A 25294-nucleotide genomic window follows, 5' to 3' on the forward strand; every position below is an offset into this window, starting at 1 on the left:
GGATTTTCCTTTCAATGGAAGTAGCCGGGGCCGCGCAGATTGGGATGGTCGACGACGACGTCATCGGTGGGGCGAGCGCTGCGGTCGAGCTTGTTGGCGATGATCGAGGCGATGCTCTTGTAGGTCAGCGCGCGGACCGCAACCGCGCGGGCCGCGATCAACTCGGCGCGTTCCGGATCGAGATCCTTGAACAGCCGAAGCACACCCAGACAGGTCCGGAATCCTTGTTCGGGATGAGGCCGATTGGCCAGAATGGCGAGGACGAGACCCTCAGTGTTTAGCCCGATCGATCGTCCCCAGCGACGGAACCGCTCGGGAGTCCACTCGGCGTAACGCCGATGCGCGCTGGGCATGTGGTCGGGATCGGTGCCGTGCCGGCGGCCGCCGTAGCGGCGCTGGTGAGCCGCAACACGCGAACCCCGATGGAACAGCTCGATGGTCCGGGTGGTGGCGCGGACGTCGACCTGCTCCCGGATCAGGCCGTGTGGAACTGAGTAGAAGAAGCCGTCGATCTCGACATGATAATCGAGCGAGACGCGGGCCACGCGCCATTCCGCAAACTGATAATCGGCGTCCGGCAACGACGCCAGGACCGACATCTCGACCGTCTCGAACAATTGACGGCGACTGACACCGAGCCGGCGCATGATGTGCGCGTTGATCCGCTCCAGCGCAGCGGCAATGGCTGCGTTCGCCTCGGCCAACGAGAAGAAGGTCTGGCGACGAAGCCGCCCGAGGATATAGGTCTGGGCAAACCGAACCCCGGCCTCCACTTTTGCCTTATCCCGCGGCTTTCTTGGCCGTGCCGGAAGGACGCCAACGCCGTAATGGGACGCCATCATCCCGTAGCTGCGATTGATTTCAGGGTCGTAGAACGAAGCCCGGTGCACGCCGGACTTCAGATTGTCAGGGACGACGAGGCGCGGCACCCCGCCAAAGAACCGGAACATCCGGACATGGGCCTCGATCCAGTCCGGAAGTGTCTGCGTCCAGGTCGCCTCGGCGTAGGTGTAATTCGAGGCGCCAAGCACGGCGACGAAGATCTCCGCATCGCGTACAACCCCGGTTTCGCGATCAACGATCATGATCTTCTTGCCGGAGTAATCGACAAAGACCTTGTCGCCGGCCGGATGGTCCTGCCGCATCGTCGGAGACAGCCGCCGGTCGAATTCTCGGAATAAATCGCAGAACCGGCTGTAGCCATAACCTTCCGGGTGGACCGCCCGGTACTCCTCCCACAGCACCATCAGATTGACGCCAGGCCGCTTCAGCTCACAGGCCAGCGAGGCCCAATCCGGCTCCCGGCGCCGGCGAAAGCCGCGCCTGACGCCGGCATGGGCAAACAGACGTTGTTCAAGAACGGCGTCGGTCAGATCGCCCGCCAAAGGCCACGCCAGCCCGGCAGTCGAGGCACGCTTGAGGTTGTCCTGGATGGTGCTGCGCGCCACGCCGAGCGTGCGCCCAATCTCCCGGGCGCTCACCCCATCACGGGCAAGCCGCAGCATCTGTCGTATCTGTCGCATGGTCAGTTCTCTCTTGGCCGGCATCCGCTTCCCCACGTTGATCAACGCGGGACTTGATGCCTGAGGGACTGATCCAAACGAAAACGCCGACTTCCAAAAACCCGGCCGACTTCAAATCGGAATGCCGGCCGGTTTCATTTCGGAATCGTGGCCGGCTTCAAATCGGAACGATGGCCGGCTTCAAGTCGGAATACCCGGCCGGAATAAATCGGAATCCGCAATCCAGCCATCCTCGTCCGAATGAGAATGATGTTTGGCCCGAATCACTGCTCAAATTGACCTGGCAATAAATTTATTATATATTATTTAATAATTATGGGCCGGTTTGCATCTCCGTCGGCTGTGTTGTCGGACATCGGTGCCCTGAGCTTCCAAATCGAGCTCAGACGGCGCGCGCTGAAGGATATTGAGGTCATTAGCTCCCGTTTGCGTCTGTCGGGTGGCCGCAAGGCGGTAGGACTGCCGAGGCTAGGCAAGAGCAGCCCGGCGCGTCGGCATCGAGCGCTGCGGCGTAGCGGGTCTCTGAGGGGATCGGCAATCCGTCATCTTTGATGAGGCTTGAGCAGCTCCCGCGCGGCGATTAAGCGTCCCGTCCGCGGTTAAATTGTGCGGATCGCTCATTTTCGCGGCTTGATTATTAACCTGGATCAAGTTATCTGGAGCACGAGTTCCAGTTCGGTTCCGCACATTCTTTGAGATAATCGGGTCTCTCTGTCTTGCTTAATATCTAGACAGAGTCGATATTAGAACGGGCGCAGCTACACGGTGAAACCATGTCGGCTAAGAAACTTGAGTTAGAAGCGATGTCCCTTGACGATCTCTGGTCGCTTCATGAGCAAATCAGCGGGATCCTGTCTGATCGAATTAAGGCGGAAAAGAACGAGCTGGAAAAACGCCTGGCAGCACTCGGGGGCGGAAGGGCTGTTTTCGCGGATGCGAGCCCGGCAGGCGCGTCTTCGACCGGCAAGCAGAGACGTAAATATCCTCGTGTGCTGCCGAAATATCGGAATCCGCAGACGTCCGAGACTTGGTCGGGACGTGGTAAGCGGCCGCGCTGGTTGGTTGCTGCAATGAAGTCTGGCCGGAGAATTGAGGAGTTTCGCATTGGCGAAGCAAGTCCGAAGCTTCGTCAGCGGGCGTGACTAAATCGGTGACTGGCAGGAGTGTAAGGGCCAATAAGAGGCGCTACTCGCATAATCTGTGCTCTAGTAAGCGTTGCGCCCTCGCAAAACCTCTACCGGGGTTCGCAGCAGGATTGCGAGATCCAGCCCAAGACTCCAGTTGTCGATGTACCAGAGATCATATTGGACACGTGTTTCGACCATGACTGCTGTTGGGGTGGGGCCCCGGCAGCCATGGACTTGAGCCCAGCCAGTCAATCCTGGCCTGACCCGGTGCCGAAGCGCGTAGTTTCGCACGAGCTTGTCAAATTCACTGTCGTGAGCCACGGCATGAGGGCGCGGGCCCACGAGCGACATGCTGCCATCGAGAACGTTTAGCAGTTGCGGCAGTTCATCGAAGCTCATTCGGCGCAGCCATTTGCCGACGCGGGTAACGCGTCGATCGGCGCGGTTAGCCTGGAGGATTACGGGCCCGTCCTCGGAGCACATGCATCGTCCGGAATTTCCGGATCAAGAAGATTCGGCCGTTGAAGCCACAGCGTTGCTGCCGAAGGAATATAGGGCCGGGGGAATCGAGCTTGATCGCCACCGCGGCGAGCGCAAGTAGCGGGGCGAGCGTCACGAGCTATGGCTGATTTTGGGTGACGCGGCCTGATCAGGCGGCGTGGCTTTCAGTGTTCGGAATGACTTCGATTCCGTCGATGAACTTTACACCGGCGATGACTTTCGGCAACTGGTTCGTGCTCTTCAATCGCCGCCAGGTCTTCGATGCGGCGTCGATGAGCTTGAACACCATCAGCTTCGCAGTTTGTTGCGACAGCGATCCCTTGGTCCGCACCGTTCGGTGGCGCACCGTGGCGAAGACGCTCTCGATCGGGTTCGAGCTGCGTAGGTGGATCCAGTGCTCAGCAGGGAAGTCGAAGAAGGCGAGCAGCGCATGGCGATCCTTGATCAGGCACTCCACCGCACGTCCGTATTTGACGTGGTATTTCTCGACGAAGACGTCGATCGCGGTTTCAGCTTCGGCCCGGTGTGGGGCCAGATAGATGTTCCGCAGGTCGTTCTTCATGGGGCCCTGCACGGATTTGGCGACCTTGTCGAGTACGTTGCTCACTTTATGGCACCAGCATCGTTGGTGCCGCGTGCCGGGAAAGGCCTCGTCCAGTGCCTTCCAGAAGCCGAGGGCGCCGTCGCCGATGGCGAGTTGCGGGGCAATCCGTAACCCGCGTTGCCGCAGGTCGATCAGGAGTTCGCGCCAGCTCTGCGCGCTCTCGCGCACGCCGACCTGGAAGCCGATCAGCTCCTTCTTGCCTTCCGGCGTGGTGCCAATCAGCACCAGCATGCATTCGCTGTGATCTTCCATGCGGGCCTGCAGGTACACGCCATCGGCCCAGATGTAGACATAGCGACGCGCCGACAGATCGCGTCTCTGCCAGCGTTCGTACTCGACCTGCCAATCGGCCTTCAGGCCGGCGATCACCGAAGGCGACAGGTTCGGCGCATCCTTGCCGAGCAGCGCCGAGAGCGCCTCCTGGAAGTCGCCGGTCGAGATGCCGCGCAAATAGAGGACCGGGATCAAGGCATCCAGGCTCTTCGTCCGCCGCGCCCATAGCGGCAGGATTGCCGAACTGAAGCGGAGGCGGTCGCCTGGCCCGCTCGCTCCGCGGTCGCGGACCTTGGGACGAGCGACCTCCACCGGACCGATGCCGGTCGCAATCTCGCGCACCGGACCGTGCCCATGTCGGACCAGGCGCGCTCGACCGTCGGGCAGCGTCAGATTGGCCGTGCTGGCCAGAAACGCGCCAACCTCGATCTCGATCGCCCTGGCAAGCAGGTCCCGCGCGCCGGCACGAACGATATCGGTCAGTGGATCATCAACCGCGGACGGCTGACGGAAAGCAAGAACATTGGTAGTCTCGGTCATGGCGTATCGCTCTCCTCGAGAGGTTCTGGCAGGCTCGTCACCCGCCTCGATACGCCGCCTTCCTCACACCGTCATCACCCAGATTCCGCCATAGCTCCCCCTTCCACGCCCGATCGTCCGTCGCGTGCGCCCAGAACTGGCAGATCCTCGTGCGGCCGCGTCCCGGATCGAGCACTGGCATCGGCGTCTCGTCGCAGAACAGCCGCTCGAAGCCGTGCATAGTCTTCAGTTGCAGATCGTAGAGGCCCCTGACCAGCCACGCCGCGCTCCCCATCCAGCGCGCCAGCGTCTGACGGTCGACGACGACACCCTGACCCGCCAGGATCTGCGTCTGGCGATAGAGCGTCGATTGCCAGGCATATTTGGCCGCGGCGATATGCGCGATCAGCGCCGTCGTTGCCATGCCGCCCTCGACGAGCCGCGCCGGTGCCGGGGCCTGGACAATCGGGCCCTCACAGGAGCGGCAGGCGTATTTTGGACGGATCGTGCGGAGCACGCGCAGCCACGCGGGAACCCGATCGAGCGCTTCGCTGCTCTCCTCGCCGATCCGATGCATCTGACCCGTGCAGCACGGGCACAGCGTGGACGCCGGCTCGATCACCCGCTCGACCCGAGGCAGATGCGCCGGCAGCGCGCCGATGTTGCGCTTCGCTTTGCGCCGCTCCGGCCGCGGCGCGTCCGGTTTGTCGTCATTGGCCGGGAGCTGTGAGCCGGCGGTCCGTTCCAGATCAAACGCGATCTGTTCGGCGCAGACGATCGCCGCGCGCTCCGATCGTGCGCCGAAGATCAGGCTCTTCAACGTGGCGATCTCTGCGCGCAGATCATCGTTCTCGCCTTCGAAAGCCAGCACCATCTCGGCAAGAGCCGCAGGGTCAGAGGGGAGATCTTCGGGGCGAAGCGCCATATCGCAGAGCTACACGAACGCACTCGCAATCGCCAGCAAAACAAGACGCTTCAGGCAACCTTCGTCGGCCGCTTCGTCACCTTCGGGACCACACGCGACCACTCCGCAAGACCTTCAATCAGCATCGCCAGTTGCGCCCCCGTCACCGGCATCGTACCCTCGCGAACAGGTGGCCAGGCAAAGCCCCCATTCTCCAGCCACTTCGTCGCTAGAACCATTCCCGAGCCGTCAAAAACCAGTAGCTTCAAACGATCCGATCGCTTCGATCGGAAGACATAAACGTCACCGCTGTAGGGCTTGCCGCCTAATCCCTCCGCTACCAGCGCGACAAGGCCATGAACGCCTTTACGAAAGTCAATCGGCTGCGTCGCGACGAACACACGGACCATTGGACCGAAAGAGATCATCGCGTCGATCTCACCGCCGCCAGCACGCGCTCCAGCGTCGCGGCGTCGACGCCGACGGGCACGCGCACCGTCGCGCCCGCGATCATCACCTCGATCCGCTCGGCCGGATCCGTCAGAACATGCGCCTTATCGATCGCGTTCGGCTGCGCCTCGACGGCGGCCTGGAGCCTGACTTGCACGAACTGCGGCGCTTCGCTCGACGCGAGCCGCGCCTGGCGCCGCCACACACTGAGCAGTCCCCGGTTCACCCCGTTGCGTCGAGCCACCTCGGAAATGCTCGTCTCCGGATCGGCACTCTCGGCCACGATCCGCGCCTTCTCCGCATCGCTCCAACTGCGCCGTCGCCTCTCCCCTGTGATCACCTCGATCCGCTGATAGGAGGCGGCATCATGCCCGTCTTGATGTCTGTCTTGATGCATGGAACGAGCGTCCCTCGCGTTGTCAAATCCACGCGCGAGAGAGCTGGCCCCGCAAATTCGGACAGTAGCTTGAGTGGATTTTCTGCCTGACAGCGGCGAGGATTCTTGCTGCGAATCAGGAGCGAAGATGACGAAGAAGAGCCGCCGGACGCATTCTCCGGCATTCAAGGCGAAGGTTGCTTTGGCTGCGGTCAAAGGCGACAAGACACTGGCGGAGCTGGCGCAACTGTTTGATGTTCATCCGAACCAGATCACGATCTGGAAAAACCAGCTCCTGGAAGGCGCCGCCGGCGTGTTTGGGCATGACAAGACATCGGCCGAGACGCCGGTCGATTTGAAGGCGTTACATGCCAAGATCGGCGAGCTGGCGTTGGAAAACGATTTTTTGTCCGGCGCGCTCACCAAGGCGGGCCTGCTGAGCGCAAAGCGATGATCGACCGCGGTCATGATCTTTCTATCGTGCGCCAGGCGAAGGTCCTGAAGCTGGCTCGCAGCACGGTCTACTATGAACCTCGGCCAGTTTCGGCCGAGGACCTTGCCTTGATGCGTCGGCTCGATGAGCTGCATCTCGATTATCCCTTCGCGGGAGCGCGTATGCTGCGATCGTTGCTGCGGCGGGAGGGCGTATACGCCGGTCGCCGCCACATCGCGACGCTGATGAAGCGCATGGGGATCGAGGCGGTCTATCGTCGCCCGAACACGAGCAAGCCGGCTCCGGGTCACAAGATCTACCCGTACCTGTTGCGCGGATTGAAGATCGAGCGGCCCGACCATGCGTGGGCAATGGACATCACCTACATTCCGATGCGGCGTGGCTTCGTCTATCTCGCGGCGGTCGTCGATGTGTTCAGCCGACGGGTCCTGGCCCATCGCGTCTCGATCACAATGGAGGCGGCCTTCTGCGTCGAAGCGGTCCAGGAGGCGTTGGCGAAGCACGGCAGGCCCGAGATTTTCAACACGGATCAGGGCAGCCAGTTCACCAGCCTCGAGTTCACCGATGTGCTGCTGGACGCGAAGATCGCCATCAGCATGGACGGCAAGGGCGCCTGGCGCGACAACGTGTTTGTCGAGCGGCTCTGGCGCACGGTCAAATACGAAGAAGTATATCTCCGCGCCTACGACAGCGTGTCCGAGGCGCGAGCGTCAATTGCCAAGTATCTGGCCTTCTACAATCAGGGACGCCCTCACTCGAGCCTTGACGGGCGCACGCCCGACGAGGCTTACTTCGGCACGCAAGCTATGGTGATGGCCGCATGACCGTCGCCGACGGTTTTGTCGTCGCTCTGGTCGGGCTACGCCCTCCCGACGCAACGACAAAACCGTAAAGCCCCGCGTTCAGCATAACCCGGCAGGAATCCACTTAAATCCAGCGGGGCGCTGTCCAAACAACCGGGGCCAGCTCTCGAGTCTCGCTCATCCCGTCCACCTAAACGAGGTGGGGTCGTCGTATCGCTATCGTTCCACCCAGTGTAAGCGAGCCAATCAAGAAGGACCGAAAGCGCTTATCAGTCCGATCGCAACGGGGACCAGCCCCACGATGGTCCATAGGGCGGGCGAGCTGGAGCTTAGGCCAGCAACAAAGATCCAGACACCAAAGCCCACAATGAGTGCCGAAATGGCGTAGGCGAGTGCTGTTTCCATCGGCCGATCCACGAGAAACTAAGGATCGATGCGCCTGTAGGACGCTCTTGGGATCAAAACGTTCCTATGCGCCTGAGCCCCCGGGGGGCGATGGAGTTATCAGCGCAAATTCGCGCACCGAACGTGCCACGGTGGCACCAACGTGAGAGCCTAAAACTGTGAAGCGGCGCCGAACTGAGCCCCTTGAACTAACGCCGGCAATTCCCTGTGGCGAATAAAGGAATCTGCGTCGTGACGGGGTCCCGATCGGCGCCGATGGTGACCGCATCTCGACCGGCGTTTTTCAGTTGCCTTCAGAGCGTTACCGCCAACACCTGTAACAACCTGACCTCACGTCGATTCACAGCACGCCGATGCTTTTTTGCTGCGTCCATCGTCGCTCGCTGCGAGGACGGCAACGTCGAGCCGGACGATAGGGAGGCGAACTGTTTGTCTGTCCGTCCTGTCCGTCCTGTCCGTCCTGTCCGTCCTGTCCGTCCTGTCCGTCCTGTCCGTCCTGTCCGTCCTGTCCGTCCTGTCCGTCCTGTCCATCCTGTCCGTCTTGGCGTACAGACCCGGCGAGTACACCGAGTGTCCCGTGGCTCCGCTGGTCTTGGGCTGGACGAAGTCACGCATAGGTCAATCATCGGAAAGCTGAAGTGGGTTGGTCAACCCGTATGTCCGGCGGACGCCTACCGTCCGGGCACGAGCGTAGCCGTCCGAGCGTCTGGGAGGCACGGAAAGGACCGGAGCGGATCCGGTTTGGGAAGAGCCAGCACATGCGAAGCGCCCTGACTTGCGCGGCCGGACTGAAAGGAATTGCTTGAGGCGACCAAGCTTAGCCCGTCCTATTCGTGAGAGTGCGGCTTTTGGGCCCGATTGATGCGGCCGCACATCTTGTCTGACGAGGCGCACAGGATTGCCTTCGGCTTTTCGCCGCCTGACGACCGGTACTTTGCAACGCGCTTGAGGGATGGGTTGGGCGAACGGGGGCGGACGCCCCGCCGGTCAAGGACCGAGCGGCAGCAGCGCGCCGGGCAAGCCGCAGATCAGGTCGGCTTCGGGACATGCCGCGGCAAACGCAAGGCGAATGCGGCTCGTGGTCTCGACGACACGGGCGGCGATTTTCAAGAGCCGAAGACGCAGCGTCGCGAACTCGGCAGCGGCCAATTCCCGGGCTTTGGGAATGGCGTCGCGCACGGTCAGCATCAGCCAATAAGCGGCCGTATGGAGCACGAGACGGACCTGGTTGGCGAGCGCCGAACGGCAGCTGGTGCGATCGGAGGCGAGCTGCGTCTTATGCAGCTTGATCAGATTCTCGGCTTGGCCGCGCGCGCAATACAGGCTGTCGTAGATCCACTCGGCCGAGCCGACATCGAGGCTGGTGACGACGAAGCGGATGTCGAGGCCGAGCATCGTCGCCTCAATACGGGCGACAGTGCGCCGTTCGCGATCCCAGGACTTTGCCTTGTGGCGCGTCTCGGTATAGCCACGCAGAACCGGCAGGTTCTCGATGGCGCGTCGCGTGCGGATGTCGTCGGCGACCTCGTCGACTTTTCTGGCGAGAGGCTTGGTGCCGGACAGACCGAAGATGTAGTCGATGCCGTTGGTCTCGCACCACGCCATTGCCTCCGGCCGGGCATAGTGCCCGTCGCCACGGAACGTAATTTGCGTGTTGTGCCATCGCGTCCGGATATGCCGTACCAGGCGGCGCAGATGGGCACGCACCTCGACGCCGCCCGGCGTCTTGCCGGGCCGCAGCACGACGGCCACGGGCCGGCTCTTCTCCGTGTCGTAGACGTGGATCGGCAGGAAGCAGCGTTCGTCATAATGAGCGTTGAACAGCGAGAGCTGCTGATGGCCGTGGACGACGTCGCAGGTATCATCGATGTCGAGCGTGACGGATGCCGGCTCGCGCGGGTAGCTATCCATCCATGCGTCGACCAAAGTGTAGGTCAGCCGGATCACGTCGCGCAGGCGCGGAGCATTCTCCAGCCGCGACAGCGTCGGCTGGGAACACAAATCCCGGCCCGTGTCCGGTAGGCGACCGCAGGCCAGTTTGAATGCCGGATCGGACCTCAGATGATCGAGGTCGTCGGCGTCCTCGTAGCCGCAGCAGATCGCGAACATGCGAGCGCGGAACATATCGACCAGGCTGTGCACGACCCGCGTCGGATCGCGCCGATCCGGGAACACCCGGGCCAGATTGTTGGCCAAACCGAGACGCCGCTCGGCCATCGCCAGAAGCATCACGCCCCCGTTCGAGGTTAGGCGCCCACCATCGAAGGCAGCTGTGACTTTCTTGGCGTGAACGGCTGGAAACGAGAAGGGCGGAATCGTATCGTCGGTCATGGCGGGCGTGGCGTTCGCGGTTGGAGGTGATGGGGTTGGCTTCGCAACCGAATCCTACGCCGCATCAGCGCTTTACCCCTCAGGCGCACTCTTACGAATAAGACGGGTTAAGTTGAAGAAAGATTGAGTGACTCCCGATCATTTCTGTGCCGAAACGTGGAGTCGCGGTCGTGCCGCGTCCAAAGAAACCGGCGCGAGCGGCCTATTAGACGCGGTAGGTGCTCAGCCTCCGAAACGAGACTATCAAGCATGAAGAGATCGAGCGCGAGGCAGAGGTTTTATTTGTGTTGAATTCTTGCTTCTCGATAGTGGTCTGAAATCGTATCATCGGTCATGGCGGGCGTGGCGTTCGCGGTTGAAGGTGATGGGGTGGCTTCGCAACCGAATCCTACGCCGCATCAGCGCTTTACACCACGCTCGCCAGCCTCTCAGGCGCCCTCTCGCGAATAAGACGGGCTAGAGTAAATTGCAGTATGCCGAGTAGACGCCAAAAATGAATGTCATCGCCACGGATATACCGGACGTCCTGATTATTGAACCAAAGCTTTTCGGCGACGCGCGCGGGTTCTTTCTAGAAACTTACCAACTTCAGCGATACGGGGCCGCTGGTATCCCGCGAGCTTTTGTTCAGGACAACATGTCCCGGTCAACGCGGGGTGTGCTGCGGGGCCTCCACCTACAGAATCCTCTTTCGCAGGGAAAGCTCGTGAGCGCGTTGCGCGGTCGCGTGCTTGATGTTGCGGTCGACGTCCGCGTCGGTAGCCCGCATTTTAGGCGGCATGTTGCCGTTGAATTAAGCGAAGAGAACCGGCGTCAATTATGGGTCCCGCGCGGCTTCGCTCACGGCTTTGTCGTCCTATCTGAAACGGCAGATTTCTTCTATAAGTGTGACGATGTCTACAGTCCTCAGGATGAGATTGGAATACGCTGGGACGATCCGGCGATTGGGATCGAATGGGGCTTCAGCAATCCGTCTTTGTCGGCCAAGGACGCGGCCGCTCCATTGCTTTCCCAGGTGAAGAATCTTCCAATATATGGGCAGATCTGATGCGCATTCTGCTTACCGGAGCTGCGGGGCAGGTTGGCGGTGCACTTCGGCCTTTGCTTCAAGGCAGGTACGAAGTCATCGTGCCCTCGCGTGAGCAATTTGATCTGTCGGCACCCGAGGCCATCACGGGTAAATTGGATGAGTTCGAACCAGACCTCATTGTCAATCCGGCGGCCTATACTTCAGTCGACAAAGCCGAGAATGAGGCTGCACTTGCCTTCTTGGTCAATGGAGAAGCGCCCTCTGTTATGGCCGCTTGGGCTGCGGGACATGGCGTGCCCATGGTTCATTTCTCCACCGACTATGTCTTCGATGGCAAGAGCCGCGATCTCTGGAGGGAAGACGATCCCACGGCGCCTCTTTCAGTCTACGGTGCCAGCAAGCTTGCTGGTGAGATTGCCGTGCGTAGCGCTGGGGGCCCTCACTTGATAATACGAACGGCGTGGGTCTACGCAGCGCAAGGTGCCAATTTCATGCGAACCATGATTCGAATCGCTAAAGAACGCGATACGCTGCGCGTTGTTGCTGATCAATTTGGGGCCCCGACGACGGCAGCTACGATCGCTTCGGCTTTCACTCAGATACTGGAGCAGGCTGATTCCGACCTATCTGGTAGCTTCGCGCGCGCCAAAGGAGTGCTGCACCTCACCAATTCGGGGTCGGCAAGTTGGTTCGATTTTGCCAGGGCGATTATTGCGGGCGCGCAGTCTCGCGGAGTTAAGTTGAAGGCGACCGAGGTCATTCCGATAGCCACCAGCGATTATCCGACCAGGGCTGCGAGACCGGCAAATTCACAGCTGCATCTGCAACGTCTGAAAGAAGTTTACGGTATCAAGACTGCCGTGTGGCAAGACGCACTTGACGACGAGCTGGATGCGTATGTGGTTCAAGGGCAGCGAACGCTTCACGAGCCATTGTGACTGCGCCAGCCTGCAAACCGCAAGAGGCGAATAATGGTTGCCGCTCACTGAAGCCATGCCTTCCGTGAGAGCTGACTAACGCTTTGCGACAGCCCGAGGCCCACGATCACCGACAGGCACAGGATGGCTGCCGGGCGCAGCAATCCGGGACCTGCGAAGCTCTGGACGAGCGCAAAGAGAACACAGGCGGCGGCTGCCCCGGGAAAGAACGAGTCGCGGCCGCGCTGCAAGGCGCCAAGGAACAGGCGGACAAAGGCGAGCAGGCTCACCGCCATCATGGCAGCGAAGCCGATCCATCCCATTCCCGCAAAGATTGCCGTCGCCGCCGAGGGGGCGGTCAAAACGGCTCCGGCATCGCTTTGATAGATTCTGCTCACCGCAGCGAAGGTCCCGGCGCCGGCGCCGAACCAGCGTGTATCGGCCAGCATGCGTTCGAGGGCGGCTTTCGTCTCCGTCCCCATCTCCGGGACGAGCCGCAGGAGGATCGGTCCGGAGCTCTTCTCGAAAAGAAAGCTCAGGACGATGGCGGCGCCGATCAGGGCCGTCACCGACAAGGTGCTCGCGGCCAATGGTGACAGATCCAGTCTGCGGATGACGAGGATCAGCAGGATCAGCACGACGCCGAAGCTTGCTGCGACCGCGCTGTTCGTTCCGGACAGTCCGAAGATCGCGATGGCGCTGGCCAGGGCTCCGACAAGACCGCAAAGGCCGATCACGACGGAGCGAAGGACCGAGTGATGCGTTTCGGCCCGTTCAGCCGCGAGCTGCATGATGGCCAGATTGAGCATGAGGCCGAGGCCGGCCAAGGTCGTCGTAAGGTCGTGGGGCGCGGCTGTCGCAAGTGCGGGCGAGAGCCGATGCAGGTCCAAGATCGAAGCGGAGACCGCTGTTACTCCGCTCAGGACGAACAGAACCAGCTCGGCACGGCTGCGGTTGCGGACCACTGTGATGGTGACGCCGAGCAACGAGAGCGCCGCAAGTGCCAGCACCAGCGCGTTCACCGTCAAGCCGATATCGGCGGTGATGGGCCCGAGCGAGAGGCCGCCGAGGACGTCATGGGCGCTGGCCCAGATCGGATGCGCCCAGCTCAGCGGAAGCGGGGCGAGTTGAGCCGCGATGCACAGCGGAATGGCGATCAGGATCCAGCGGCTCCAGGAGGTCGCGCGGACATAATGATCGTAGTCGGTCTTTCGCGTGCTCGAGGCGGCCGCCAGCAAGCCTAGCGCTGCAGCCATCGTCCCGAGCTGCGCACCGAATTCGGCGCCGGCGATTTCGAGAGCGGAAGCGGAGACGATGGAAACGATGAGGGCAAAATAAGCGAGGGACAAACGGCGCGCTCGAACGGGATCCTGAAACGAGTCAGGTCACCATACAAGCGTGCGGTGCGTTTTCAAACAGAGGCCTGCGTCGCGATCAGCGCGTGGCCTTGACCGGTCGACCGAAGACGCGGGTGGCGCGTGCGGCGGCAAGTCCAAAGCGCGCGGCGGAGCCGAAGAGATAGCCGCCCTGAAGGGCGATTGCTGCGAACGCTGCAGTCTTCATGCCGTCAAGGAAGCCAAGGCTGGTCATCATGCTGACCGGCAGCATGGTGAGCACCAGGGCGAATGTGACCGGCAGGAGCACGAACACGCGAAAGCGTTGGCCCAGTACGGCACCAGTGAGAAAGCTGAAAATTAAAAAGGCGGTCATCCGAAACACTCTCCGTGCTCCGGACCCTAGGTTCGCCGCCTAAAAAGACCCTTAAATCATATGGCTAAATTTGGCCTATTGGCCGCAATTTGCCAGCAGCGAATGATATGCCTCCCGCAGCCCGTTAAGGGCCACCACACCCTTGATCTGGCTGTCGCCTTCTCTGACCATCACGGACAGCGAGGGCGTCATCGGCCACTTTCCGGCGGCAAAGGCCGAGACCTCGTCGGGCAAAAGCACAGCGGCGCCCGCGGCCGCCATGCCGGCATCAAAGGTCAAGGTGCCGCCGCCGCTCGCGGCAATGGTCACCTTCGGGCGGCTCCGCGGCGGAAAGGGGCGGATCAAGGCCACCAGCACGTCGACCTTGCCCTTCGGGGCGCAGCGGACGATCAGGCCCGCGAAGTCCGGGTCCGACTGGGCCGTGTCGGCGGTCTTCATGATGGCCGCGAAGCTTTCGCCGTCCTTGGCCCCTTGCGTCCGGGTGAATTTCCAGACGGAGACGGGAGCTGGCGTGGCTACCTCAACGACGGGTGTGCCCGGACACGAGAATCGGACGCTGCCAGCGCAGGAACTCCATGGAGGATTAGCGGCCCCGGAGAGGGCGCCCGTCAATAGCGGGATAAGAAGGAGGCCAGACAATGGGAGGTCCTATCCTTAACGACCCAGACTTAGGAGGGGGCCGGAGAGGTCAAGAAGCCTTGAGCTCGACACACCGAGTCCTCGACTAGGGCGATTTAGAGCTGGCCCCGCAAATTCGGACAGTAGCTTGAGTGGATTTTCTGCCTGACAGCGGCGAGGATTCTTGCTGCGAATCAGGAGCGAAGATGACGAAGAAGAGCCGCCGGACGCATTCTCCGGCATTCAAGGCGAAGGTTGCTTTGGCTGCGGTCAAAGGCGACAAGACACTGGCGGAGCTGGCGCAACTGTTTGATGTTCATCCGAACCAGATCACGATCTGGAAAAACCAGCTCCTGGAAGGCGCCGCCGGCGTGTTTGGGCATGACAAGACATCGGCCGAGACGCCGGTCGATTTGAAGGCGTTACATGCCAAGATCGGCGAGCTGGCGTTGGAAAACGATTTTTTGTCCGGCGCGCTCACCAAGGCGGGCCTGCTGAGCGCAAAGCGATGATCGACCGCGATCATGATCTTTCTATCGTGCGCCAGGCGAAGGTCCTGAAGCTGGCTCGCAGCACGGTCTACTATGAACCTCGGCCAGTTTCGGCCGAGGACCTTGCCTTGATGCGTCGGCTCGATGAGCTGCATCTCGATTATCCCTTCGCGGGAGCGCGTATGCTGCGATCGTTGCTGCGGCGGGAGGGCGTATACGCCGGTCGCCGCCACATCGCGACGCTGATGAAGCGCATGGGGATCGAGGCGGTCTATCGTCGCCCGAACACGAGCAAGCCGGCTCCGGGTCACAAGATCTACCCGTACCTGTTGCGCGGATTGAAGATCGAGCGGCCCGACCATGCGTGGGCAATGGACATCACCTACATTCCGATGCGGCGTGGCTTCGTCTATCTCGCGGCGGTCGTCGATGTGTTCAGCCGACGGGTCCTGGCCCATCGCGTCTCGATCACAATGGAGGCGGCCTTCTGCGTCGAAGCGGTCCAGGAGGCGTTGGCGAAGCACGGCAGGCCCGAGATTTTCAACACGGATCAGGGCAGCCAGTTCACCAGCCTCGAGTTCACCGATGTGCTGCTGGACGCGAAGATCGCCATCAGCATGGACGGCAAGGGCGCCTGGCGCGACAACGTGTTTGTCGAGCGGCTCTGGCGCACGGTCAAATACGAAGAAGTATATCTCCGCGCCTACGACAGCGTGTCCGAGGCGCGAGCGTCAATTGCCAAGTATCTGGCCTTCTACAATCAGGGACGCCCTCACTCGAGCCTTGACGGGCGCACGCCCGACGAGGCTTACTTCGGCACGCAAGCTATGGTGATGGCCGCATGGCCGTCGCCGACGGTTTTGTCGTCGCTCTGGTCGGGCTACGCCCTCCCGACGCAACGACAAAACCGTAAAGCCCCGCGTTCAGCATAACCCGGCAGGAATCCACTTAAATCCAGCGGGGCGCTGTCCAAACAACCGGGGCCAGCTCTATTTGCTCTCTAACCGAGCACACGAAATACAACAAATAGTCACAAAGGGTTAAACTAAGCCCCAAAGAGTGGCCCACACGCAACAGTGGCCGACGCATTGCTGGATTAACCACCCGGAACCCTTGTCGCACCCAACCCTACGCCGTACCAATTCACGTCAATTGGGGACTCTCAGGCGCCATTCATGTCATCTATTGCCAAGACCTATGCGTTGAAGTTTGCGTTTCTGGCCGCCGTTTTGGCGCTCGGGGCCTGTTCGACCAATCCCGGCTCGGGCCCGCTGACCGATGACGTTAACAACAAGATCCAGACCGAGAACGCACCGGCCTACGAGCTGGTGCCGCTCAATCCGGCGACCGTGAAGATCCTGCACACCCACGAACCCAAGGGGCTCGCCGGCGTGTTCACCGATCGCCGGCCGCCCGCCAGCATCGTATTCGGCATCGGCGACGTCGTCAGCGTCACCATCTTCGAAGCCGCGGCAGGCGGTCTGTTCATCCCGGCGGAAGCCGGCGTCCGTCCGGGTAACTTCGTGACGATTCCGGACCAGGCGGTGGACAATGACGGTTTCATCACCGTGCCTTATGCCGGGCAGGTCAAAGCCGCCGGCCTGACGGCGGTTCAGATCCAGCGCTCGATCATCGACAAGATCGGCAATCGCGCCATCGAGCCGCAGGCGGTCGTTGCGATGTCCTCGCAGCGCACCCAGCTCATCAGCGTGCTCGGCGAAGTCAATTCGCCGGCACGTTATCCGGCGAGCGCGGCGGGTGCGAAGGATCGCGTTCTCGATGCGATCACCCGCGCCGGCGGCATCAAGGGCCAGGGCTTCGAAACCTGGGTCATGCTGGAGCGTGGCGGACGGCGGGCCACCGTGCCGTTCGAAAATCTCGTGATGGCGCCCGAGAACAACGTCTATGTTCGCCCGGATGACAGCATCTATGTCTATCGCGAGCAGCAGAAGTTCCTGGCGTTCGGCGCCAGCGGCCAGAGCGGCGAGTTCAATTTCGATGCCTGGCGCATCAATCTCGGCGAAGCTGTCGGCAAGGCCGGCGGTCTCCTGGACGGTCAGGCCGATCCAGCTGCCGTGTACCTCTATCGCCGCGAGCCGCGCGATGTCGCGGCCCAGCTCGGCATCGACGTGAGCAGGTACACCTCGGACACGATTCCCGTCATCTTCAATGTCAACTTCCGTGATCCGGGCGGCTTCTTCCTCGCCACCAAGGTCATGATGAAGAACCAGGACATCATTTACGTCTCGAACTCGCGCAATGTCGAAGTTGCCAAGTTCCTCACCTACCTCCGTGTGATCATGGCGACCGGCAACGATGCCGTGAATCTCTCCAACAACGCACTGATCTTCCGCAACAACATCAAGCTGGCGCCGTAAGACGCCGACTTGATCGACCAAAGACGATGGCACCGGGGCTTTGTCCCGGTGTCATTTTCGTTTAGCGGACCAATCGGTATTGTTTCGGCCGATGGGCAAGTTCGGACCAAGGCGTCACTGAGCAGGACGCGCCCGTCGACGGTCACCCGCAGCGTTGCAAGGGGCTTCATGCGCTTTCGAGCATTCTGGCGTCTTCTGGCTCTCGTCCCTTTCACCGTCGCGCTGGCGCCGGGCGGGACAGCTCTCGGCGCTACCGCAGAGCTGGGCGTCCGCCATCGCATCGACGTGACGATCTCTGCCGAGCCCGATGCTCCTATCTTGTCGCGCCTCAAGGGAGCCAAGGGCGAGCTTTCATTCACCGTCCGCCTGTCGGCGAACTCCAAGGAGAGCAAGTTCTTCGGAAAGAGCTGGCCCCGCAAATTCGGACAGTAGCTTGAGTGGATTTTCTGCCTGACAGCGGCGAGGATTCTTGCTGCGAATCAGGAGCGAAGATGACGAAGAAGAGCCGCCGGACGCATTCTCCGGCATTCAAGGCGAAGGTTGCTTTGGCTGCGGTCAAAGGCGACAAGACACTGGCGGAGCTGGCGCAACTGTTTGATGTTCATCCGAACCAGATCACGATCTGGAAAAACCAGCTCCTGGAAGGCGCCGCCGGCGTGTTTGGGCATGACAAGACATCGGCCGAGACGCCGGTCGATTTGAAGGCGTTACATGCCAAGATCGGCGAGCTGGCGTTGGAAAACGATTTTTTGTCCGGCGCGCTCACCAAGGCGGGCCTGCTGAGCGCAAAGCGATGATCGACCGCGATCATGATCTTTCTATCGTGCGCCAGGCGAAGGTCCTGAAGCTGGCTCGCAGCACGGTCTACTATGAACCTCGGCCAGTTTCGGCCGAGGACCTTGCCTTGATGCGTTGGCTCGATGAGCTGCATCTCGATTATCCCTTCGCGGGAGCGCGTATGCTGCGATCGTTGCTGCGGCGGGAGGGCGTATACGCCGGTCGCCGCCACATCGCGACGCTGATGAAGCGCATGGGGATCGAGGCGGTCTATCGTCGCCCGAACACGAGCAAGCCGGCTCCGGGTCACAAGATCTACCCGTACCTGTTGCGCGGATTGAAGATCGAGCGGCCCGACCATGCGTGGGCAATGGACATCACCTACATTCCGATGCGGCGTGGCTTCGTCTATCTCGCGGCGGTCGTCGATGTGTTCAGCCGACGGGTCCTGGCCCATCGCGTCTCGATCACAATGGAGGCGGCCTTCTGCGTCGAAGCGGTCCAGGAGGCGTTGGCGAAGCACGGCAGGCCCGAGATTTTCAACACGGATCAGGGCAGCCAGTTCACCAGCCTCGAGTTCACCGATGTGCTGCTGGACGCGAAGATCGCCATCAGCATGGACGGCAAGGGCGCCTGGCGCGACAACGTGTTTGTCGAGCGGCTCTGGCGCACGGTCAAATACGAAGAAGTATATCTCCGCGCCTACGACAGCGTGTCCGAGGCGCGAGCGTCAATTGCCAAGTATCTGGCCTTCTACAATCAGGGACGCCCTCACTCGAGCCTTGACGGGCGCACGCCCGACGAGGCTTACTTCGGCACGCAAGCTATGGTGATGGCCGCATGACCGTCGCCGACGGTTTTGTCGTCGCTCTGGTCGGGCTACGCCCTCCCGACGCAACGACAAAACCGTAAAGCCCCGCGTTCAGCATAACCCGGCAGGAATCCACTTAAATCCAGCGGGGCGCTGTCCAAACAACCGGGGCCAGCTCTGTAATCCTCAACATTTGAATGACCACAATCGGTCTATTCCATTTCGTATGCTAACGGGCCTTTTCGATGCCAACGCGAGTTTTGTCAGTCTTCAGAAGGACGTCCGGCCCAACGACCGAGCTGGGTTACTTGTTCAAACCAATATCTTGGATGCCGCACAACATCTTAATGATTTTGGGGAGACCGCGGCGCTAATTTCTTGCCTCGATCTCGTCATCACTGTGGATACCAGCGTGGCTCATGTGTCAGCCGCGCTTGGAAAACCGACCTGGATTTTATTGCCTTTCATGCCGGATTACCGCTGGCTCCTCCACCGCGAGGATAGCCCCTGGTACCCGACCGTTCGCCTCTTCAGACAAAACGAAAGCCGGGAATACGGCAGCGTTATCGAGCGCATGCGTCGAGAATTGCAAGAGCTTGATCGGCAAATAACTTGATCTTGCAGAGCAGACAAGAGCCGCCTGGTATCTCGCCCATAGCTCCGTTGATGCAGGTCTGTAGTCGGGGGCAAAGCAGAAGTCATCGCCTCCGGTGCGGACTGCCGCCTTTGACCCTGAGCAGACTACAGATCGATCTTGTGGTAAGGCTTTCCCAGTCCAATTTTCCCGAACGGGTCAGCCTAACTTCGCCATGCCCAACATTCGTTTCGTTTCAATTTTGCTATTTCTCGCAGCATCAGCAATTGCTCACGGTGCGCTGCGAAGCGAGAACTGCGCATGACGGAGTTTTTGGCGATCATTTCAGAATACGCCCGTCAGCCTCAGGTGCAGGTCTGGTTTCTCCTCGGCATCCTTGTCGGCTCGATGTTCGGTCTCTACTTTCGTAAAAGCGCTGGGCCGCCGATAGTCAGCGCACTGGTTTTTTTAGCTCTCTTGTTGCCCGCGCGGTTTTTGACGCCCCCGACGTGGTTTACCATCACCTACGCTATGCTCTTTATCTTGACCGGTTTCATTGGCTTCTGCGCCGGTTGGCTCCCTGGACTACTGCTCGGTCGCGTTTGGGGCCTCGTATTGGACCGCACTAAGAGACAGGCTGCATCCCAGCCACCACACGATGCCTAGGCTTTCCAGCATGTCCGAAGCCAGAGACTGCGACTTCCGCTTGTGGCCGATTTTGTTGCAAAAGTCGGTTGAGACGAGCCGCGAACCGTGATTCCGTTGTGTTGACGCGAATCTCGGCGAGGTCGATCCATGATGGGCCGTGCGAAGAGTGACCAAGGTCAATTGTTCTACGAGTTTCATCTTGGCGACGCGGTTCCTGAAGATCATCTCGTGCGGAAGATCGATGCTGCTCTCGATCTGTCCTGGCTTCGCAGTGAACTAGCACCTCATTATTCGTCCACGGGTCGCCCGTCGATCGATCCGGAACTGATGATCCGGATGCTGGTCGTGGGATATGTCTTTGCGATCCGTTCGGAGCGGCTGATCTGCCGTGAAGTGCAGGTGAACCTTGCCTATCGCTGGTTCTGCAAGCTCGGGATCGAGGACGCTATCCCGGATCATTCGGCGTTCTCGCGCGCCCGCAACGAGCGCTTCCGCGAGGGAGATGTATTTCGCCACATGTTCGAACGGGTCGTGGAGGGGTGCATTGCGGCCGGTCTGGTTGGCGGCGATGGCTTTGCAGTCGATGCGAGCCTGATCCAGGCTGATGCCAACAAGCGACGCTCGATCGCAGGTCAGGATTGGCGCAAGGACCGCGACCCGCAAAGGTCCAGCCGCGCGGTGAAGGAGTATCTGGAGACCCTCGACGATCCGGCGTGGGGCGCCGCCAGCGATGTCGTCCCGAAGTTTGTCTCGCCATCCGATCCGGCAGCGCAGTGGACCGGCGCTCACAAGGGACCGGCATTCTTCGCGTACTCCGACAACTATCTCATCGACGTGAAGTTCGGCGTCATCGTTGATGTCGAGGCCTCCCGCTCCATTCGCCAGGCCGAGGTCGGAGCAGCGAGGACCATGATTGAGCGAACGGAGGAACGCTTTGGTCTCAAGCCGGAGCGGCTTATCGGGGATACCGCTTACGGGGCCGCTCCAATGCTGAACTGGCTGGTCGAGGAGAAGGGCATCGCGCCCCATATCCCCGTGTTCGACAAGTCGAAGCGGGATGATGGCACCTTCTCGCGCAGCGACTTTCGATATGACCCGACCAGCGATGTCTACCACTGTCCGGGCGGAAAGCGGCTTGGGACGAGCGGTACCGTGCACGAGGGCAAGACCCTTCTGTATCGCGCAAGCAAGCTCGACTGCAATGCATGCCCGCTCAAGCCGCAGTGCTGCCCAAAGGAGCCATCACGCAAGATCCCACGCGATATCCATGAGCATGCCCGAGACGTTGCCCGGTCGTTGGCTGGCACCAAGGGCTTCGAGCTCTCTCGGCGTCAGCGCAAGAAGGTCGAGATGAGGTTCGCACACTTGAAGCGCATCCTGAAGCTTGGTCGGCTCCGATTGCGCGGCCCGCAAGGTGCCCAGGATGAGTTTGTTCTAGCCGCCATCGCCCAGAATCTGAGGCGGTTTGCATCGCTGGTCGCACGTCCGCCACCGGCTCAGGCTCTGCGCATCGCGTAGCGTAGCGTCGAAGTTGCGTAAAATGCGTCAGGGCCAGCGCTTCAGAGCGCGGCTCAACGAAAGGCCCAAGGGCCAAATCCACTGCAGCCGACTTTTGCAACATAATCGGCCCTTCTCGGGAGTCCGACAACGTCCGCTTTCGCGCCGCTATTGGGGGACAAGCGGACATCGGTTCACGCGGCTAATTTATGAGTACGCGGCCTAGCACTACTTTGGCAGAATGTGTTTTGGCCGCTGTTTTTCAAGGATTTGCTTTCGGCAATATGGGCATTGCTGAGGCGGCGGCCGAAGGATGAGATCGACGATGGCATGGCGTACGGCGGGCATGGTTGGTTGAGGCGGAGGCCCGTTGATTCTTTTTTTTCCGCCCCGCGTATGCGAGGCGACGATGTTGCAGGAAGGCGTAGGCAATCATTGTCATAAGGGCGTGGCGATGAAGACCTTGCCATGATCGCCCTTCGAAGTGATCAAGTCCAAGCTCCTCCTTCAACTGTTGATGCGCCTGCTCACAAATCCACCGTGCCTTGATGGTGGCGGCCAGCGTGCGCAGATCCGTCGTCGCCGGAAGATTGGCGAGATAGTATTTGCTCTCCCCGGAGGCACGTTGCTCGCCAATGAGCCAGACTTCGTCGCCTGGGAGATGCTGCTGACCTTTATCCCATATCCGTTGCGGAGGGCCGTCGGCGGTGCGGACACGGAGGGCAGCAAATCGGGCTTTGAGCCGACCTTTCGTCCCGCTACGCCAACTCACGGTTTTCCATTTGGCGCTGGCCAGCATTTGTTCTGCCGCAATCGATAAGATATCGGGCACGTGGTGCTTTCGTGGTTTGCCACGGACTTTGGTGATCGGCCAAATGAGCTTCACATCGACGGGATACACTTTCTGGTGCCGAGGGATACCGACCGCCCAGGCTAGCCCGCGCTCTGTTAGCCCTTGTCGAAACGGTGCGCTGAGGCCGTATCCTGCATCCGCCAGCACACATCCAAAGCGCATGTTGGCTGCCATCGCGCGGTCAATCTCGGCCAAAGCGATCTCCGGCTTGGGACCGTGGCGTTCGGTGTTCGATTGGCACGCGAGCGCGCTTCAAACGTAAACGGTACGAGAGGCCCACGGAGCCACGGACTTGGTGCGGACGGCCTACGCACCGCGCTTGAAGCGTATAGGCATCCAGAACTGCCGGAGGGCCTCGACGGTTGCTGGAATGTTGCGCCAGGCGTTTTGGATGATGGGCTGCGTTCCCAGCGTGCGCCGGGCCGGGGGTAGCAAGGGTCGACCGGCGTCGTCGATGCAATGGACCAAGATCGGCCGCAGCATAAGGTGTTCGGTTCCATTCGGGGGGAGAAGCCGCGACCAGACGAGAAGCCGAAGCTTCATGACGGCGTAGAAGCCCATGCACCAGGGCTGCGGGTCGACTTCGCCGTCCGGTGATCGCACGAACAGCGGCTCGAAGCTCTCCGGTCTCGTCGACAGCGTCTCGCTGATAGCGTTGTGGCGCATCAGCGTGGCGGCGATTGCCGAGAACTCCTCGGTGTCGTGATTGAAGGCGTCGGGATCTACGCCGAGGAGCGGGCACACCCATTCCTCGGACGCCATCGAGACCGGCCCGGCGACGACCGCGGCCACCGCGCCATCGAGCATGGAGAGCGACGTCGCCCGCGGATGCCGAAGCGTCGGCGACCTGGCGCGCTTGCTGATCCATTGCCCGAGCCGTTCGAACGACATGGCATAGTCCGCCATCGTCGTCTTGCGTGCTTTTCGCGTTCCCCGCCCTTGCTTCGGCTTCGTCATGCCACGGCCCGCTTTTCGGCTTCGCGTGCGGCCTTCCAGTTCCAGGCCAGAAGTTCGTGAAGCTGGTTGGTCTTCGTGGCGCCGCTCACCATGCGATCGAGAACGTCGACGAGATACGCCTCGGGGTCGAGGCCATTCAATTTCGCTGTGTTAAGAAGCGAAGCGAGTATCGCCCAGGTCTCGCCCCCGCCTTCGTCACCACTGAACAACGAGTTCTTTTTTCCGATCGCAATTGGCCTGATCGATCGTTCGACCGTGTTGGTGTCCGGCTCGAGCCGCCCGTCATCCAGGAACGTCGTCAGGCCCTGCCAGCGTTCGAGCATGTAGTCGATCGCCTTGATGAGCGTCGAGCGGCGGGAGATCCCGTCCTTCACCGCGATCAGACGGGCCCTCAACGCCTCCATCAGCGGCTTCGTCTCGGCCTGTCGCGTCGCGCGGCGTTCCCCAGCATCGAGACCGCGGATCCTCTCCTCGATCGCGTAGACGGCCGCAATGCGCTCGATGACCTCCGCGGCGAAGGGTGAGTTCGTCGTCTTGTGCACCCTCACGAAGTTGCGGCGCGCGTGAACGAGACAATACGCCAGCTGGATCTGGCCCGACATCATCGCATCGCCCGCCAGCGAGGCGTAGGCGGCATAGCCGTCGACTTGCAGCACGCCTTCGAAGCCGGCTAACTGCGCCACGATCTCCTTTTTGCCGCGACCACCTGCGAACACGTAGGCGACCGCCGGCGGCGCCGGCCCCTTCCACGCCCGATCGTCCGTCGCGTGCGCCCAGAACTGGCAGATCCTCGTGCGGCCGCGTCCCGGATCGAGCACTGGCATCGGCGTCTCGTCGCAGAACAGCCGCTCGAAGCCGTGCATAGTCTTCAGTTGCAGATCGTAGAGGCCCCTGACCAGCCACGCCGCGCTCCCCATCCAGCGCGCCAGCGTCTGACGGTCGACGACGACACCCTGACCCGCCAGGATCTGCGTCTGGCGATAGAGCGTCGATTGCCAGGCATATTTGGCCGCGGCGATATGCGCGATCAGCGCCGTCGTTGCCATGCCGCCCTCGACGAGCCGCGCCGGTGCCGGGGCCTGGACAATCGGGCCCTCACAGGAGCGGCAGGCGTATTTTGGACGGATCGTGCGGAGCACGCGCAGCCACGCGGGAACCCGATCGAGCGCTTCGCTGCTCTCCTCGCCGATCCGATGCATCTGACCCGTGCAGCACGGGCACAGCGTGGACGCCGGCTCGATCACCCGCTCGACCCGAGGCAGATGCGCCGGCAGCGCGCCGATGTTGCGCTTCGCTTTGCGCCGCTCCGGCCGCGGCGCGTCCGGTTTGTCGTCATTGGCCGGGAGCTGTGAGCCGGCGGTCCGTTCCAGATCAAACGCGATCTGTTCGGCGCAGACGATCGCCGCGCGCTCCGATCGTGCGCCGAAGATCAGGCTCTTCAACGTGGCGATCTCTGCGCGCAGATCATCGTTCTCGCCTTCGAAAGCCAGCACCATCTCGGCAAGAGCCGCAGGGTCAGAGGGGAGATCTTCGGGGCGAAGCGCCATATCGCAGAGCTACACGAACGCACTCGCAATCGCCAGCAAAACAAGACGCTTCAGGCAACCTTCGTCGGCCGCTTCGTCACCTTCGGGACCACACGCGACCACTCCGCAAGACCTTCAATCAGCATCGCCAGTTGCGCCCCCGTCACCGGCATCGTACCCTCGCGAACAGGTGGCCAGGCAAAGCCCCCATTCTCCAGCCACTTCGTCGCTAGTACC

Annotated in this window: 21 protein-coding genes and 4 pseudogenes; 11 read left to right on the forward strand and 14 right to left on the reverse strand. The window is 61.3% G+C overall.

All coding sequences use genetic code 11. The annotated features are described in order from the left end of the window. Positions 1–11 precede the first annotated feature (11 nt). A complete protein-coding gene (gene istA / locus ABIF91_RS27275; protein ID WP_424578659.1) occupies positions 12–1547 on the reverse strand; it encodes an IS21 family transposase in 1536 nt (511 codons plus the stop codon). 749 nt (positions 1548–2296) lie between these two features. Between istA and ABIF91_RS27280 the strand changes: the two genes are divergently transcribed. After that, positions 2297–2665, forward strand: coding sequence for an H-NS family nucleoid-associated regulatory protein (locus tag ABIF91_RS27280; RefSeq protein WP_080660150.1), 369 nt, complete (start codon positions 2297–2299; stop codon positions 2663–2665). A 63-nt stretch (positions 2666–2728) separates the two neighbouring features. On the opposite strand, the pseudogene ABIF91_RS27285 reads toward ABIF91_RS27280, so the two are convergent. The 5 genes and pseudogenes from ABIF91_RS27285 to tnpA all read right to left on the reverse strand — a co-directional run. Further along, positions 2729–3269: pseudogene (locus ABIF91_RS27285) on the reverse strand (sugar transferase); the annotation flags it as partial. 30 nt (positions 3270–3299) lie between these two features. Further along, on the reverse strand, positions 3300–4568 hold the full coding sequence (locus ABIF91_RS27290) for an IS256 family transposase (protein WP_038952271.1): 1269 nt from the start codon (positions 4566–4568) through the stop codon (positions 3300–3302). Between the two features lie 37 nt (positions 4569–4605). Further along, positions 4606–5472: an IS66 family transposase gene (locus tag ABIF91_RS27295; protein WP_424579489.1), complete on the reverse strand. Its 867-nt coding sequence runs from the start codon at positions 5470–5472 to the stop codon at positions 4606–4608. Between the two features lie 50 nt (positions 5473–5522). Next, positions 5523–5879: an IS66 family insertion sequence element accessory protein TnpB gene (tnpB, locus tag ABIF91_RS27300; protein WP_018273742.1), complete on the reverse strand. Its 357-nt coding sequence runs from the start codon at positions 5877–5879 to the stop codon at positions 5523–5525. Continuing rightward, on the reverse strand, positions 5876–6298 hold the full coding sequence (tnpA, locus tag ABIF91_RS27305; RefSeq protein WP_424578819.1) for an IS66-like element accessory protein TnpA: 423 nt from the start codon (positions 6296–6298) through the stop codon (positions 5876–5878). The genes tnpB and tnpA overlap by 4 nt, the downstream gene beginning before the upstream one ends. Before the next feature lie 127 nt (positions 6299–6425). Between tnpA and ABIF91_RS27310 the strand changes: the two genes are divergently transcribed. Next, positions 6426–7555 (forward strand): IS3-like element ISRj2 family transposase gene (locus tag ABIF91_RS27310; RefSeq protein WP_086023025.1). Its coding sequence is split into 2 segments (ribosomal slippage): positions 6426–6678 and positions 6678–7555, totalling 1131 coding nucleotides; the frame shifts between segments, so codons are not numbered across the junction. Positions 7556–8926: 1371 nt separating this feature from the next. Here ABIF91_RS27310 and ABIF91_RS27315 read toward each other — a convergent pair. After that, positions 8927–10270, reverse strand: a complete 1344-nt coding sequence (locus ABIF91_RS27315) for an IS1380-like element ISBdi2 family transposase (protein WP_208086440.1) — start codon at positions 10268–10270, stop codon at positions 8927–8929. Between the two features lie 493 nt (positions 10271–10763). Between ABIF91_RS27315 and rfbC the strand changes: the two genes are divergently transcribed. Together rfbC and rfbD are read left to right on the forward strand one after the other, a co-directional pair. Then, a complete protein-coding gene (rfbC, locus tag ABIF91_RS27320) occupies positions 10764–11318 on the forward strand; it encodes a dTDP-4-dehydrorhamnose 3,5-epimerase (protein ID WP_028182215.1) in 555 nt (184 codons plus the stop codon). Then, on the forward strand, positions 11318–12238 hold the full coding sequence (gene rfbD, locus ABIF91_RS27325; RefSeq protein ID WP_028182214.1) for a dTDP-4-dehydrorhamnose reductase: 921 nt from the start codon (positions 11318–11320) through the stop codon (positions 12236–12238). Before rfbC ends, rfbD begins: the two co-directional genes overlap by 1 nt. 44 nt (positions 12239–12282) lie before the next feature. Here the strand turns inward: rfbD and ABIF91_RS27330 are convergent, their stop codons facing one another. From ABIF91_RS27330 to ABIF91_RS27340, 3 genes are all read right to left on the reverse strand, one after another. Then, a complete protein-coding gene (locus tag ABIF91_RS27330; RefSeq protein WP_028182213.1) occupies positions 12283–13566 on the reverse strand; it encodes a hypothetical protein in 1284 nt (427 codons plus the stop codon). Between the two features lie 85 nt (positions 13567–13651). Next, positions 13652–13927 (reverse strand): hypothetical protein, encoded by a 276-nt coding sequence (locus ABIF91_RS27335; protein ID WP_028182212.1) that lies wholly within the window; start codon positions 13925–13927, stop codon positions 13652–13654. Positions 13928–14002: 75 nt separating this feature from the next. Then, entirely contained in the window at positions 14003–14365 is a 363-nt protein-coding gene (locus ABIF91_RS27340; RefSeq protein WP_245285584.1) for a hypothetical protein, read from the reverse strand. A gap of 386 nt (positions 14366–14751) precedes the next feature. Here ABIF91_RS27340 and ABIF91_RS27345 point away from each other — a divergent pair. From ABIF91_RS27345 to ABIF91_RS27375, 7 genes and pseudogenes are all read left to right on the forward strand, one after another. Beyond that, positions 14752–15860, forward strand: a pseudogene (locus ABIF91_RS27345) (IS3-like element ISRj2 family transposase); the annotation flags it as partial. Between the two features lie 351 nt (positions 15861–16211). Beyond that, entirely contained in the window at positions 16212–17414 is a 1203-nt protein-coding gene (locus ABIF91_RS27350; RefSeq protein WP_028182339.1) for a polysaccharide biosynthesis/export family protein, read from the forward strand. 9 nt (positions 17415–17423) lie between these two features. Next, positions 17424–17846, forward strand: a complete 423-nt coding sequence (locus ABIF91_RS27355; protein WP_424579490.1) for a hypothetical protein — start codon at positions 17424–17426, stop codon at positions 17844–17846. 59 nt (positions 17847–17905) lie between these two features. Further along, a protein-coding gene (locus ABIF91_RS27360; RefSeq protein WP_424579816.1) for an IS3-like element ISRj2 family transposase occupies positions 17906–19035 on the forward strand; the annotation gives its coding sequence in 2 pieces (ribosomal slippage) (positions 17906–18158 and positions 18158–19035; 1131 coding nt in all). A 292-nt stretch (positions 19036–19327) separates the two neighbouring features. Next, entirely contained in the window at positions 19328–19618 is a 291-nt protein-coding gene (locus ABIF91_RS27365) for a glycosyltransferase family 9 protein (protein ID WP_424579491.1), read from the forward strand. 279 nt (positions 19619–19897) lie between these two features. After that, on the forward strand, positions 19898–20242 hold the full coding sequence (locus tag ABIF91_RS27370) for a hypothetical protein (RefSeq protein ID WP_284282679.1): 345 nt from the start codon (positions 19898–19900) through the stop codon (positions 20240–20242). 129 nt (positions 20243–20371) lie between these two features. Continuing rightward, a complete protein-coding gene (locus ABIF91_RS27375) occupies positions 20372–21742 on the forward strand; it encodes an IS1182 family transposase (RefSeq protein ID WP_035669544.1) in 1371 nt (456 codons plus the stop codon). Between the two features lie 241 nt (positions 21743–21983). On the opposite strand, the pseudogene ABIF91_RS27380 reads toward ABIF91_RS27375, so the two are convergent. From ABIF91_RS27380 to ABIF91_RS27395, 4 genes and pseudogenes are all read right to left on the reverse strand, one after another. Next, a pseudogene (locus ABIF91_RS27380) lies at positions 21984–22833 on the reverse strand (IS701-like element ISBj6 family transposase); the annotation flags it as partial. A gap of 47 nt (positions 22834–22880) precedes the next feature. Next, positions 22881–23531 carry a UPF0149 family protein gene (locus ABIF91_RS27385; RefSeq protein ID WP_063712394.1) on the reverse strand — a complete coding sequence of 217 codons (651 nt, stop codon included), beginning with the start codon at positions 23529–23531 and terminating at the stop codon, positions 22881–22883. After that, the gene (gene tnpC / locus ABIF91_RS27390; protein ID WP_035681142.1) at positions 23528–25078 is read right to left on the reverse strand and encodes an IS66 family transposase; all 1551 of its coding nucleotides are present in this window, start codon (positions 25076–25078) and stop codon (positions 23528–23530) included. The genes ABIF91_RS27385 and tnpC overlap by 4 nt, the downstream gene beginning before the upstream one ends. A gap of 50 nt (positions 25079–25128) precedes the next feature. Next, positions 25129–25281 (reverse strand): annotated as a pseudogene (locus tag ABIF91_RS27395) (IS66 family insertion sequence element accessory protein TnpB); the annotation flags it as partial. Positions 25282–25294: the final 13 nt, after the last annotated feature.

This window comes from Bradyrhizobium sp. USDA 241 (assembly GCF_049739505.1).
Taxonomy (GTDB): domain Bacteria; phylum Pseudomonadota; class Alphaproteobacteria; order Rhizobiales; family Xanthobacteraceae; genus Bradyrhizobium; species Bradyrhizobium liaoningense.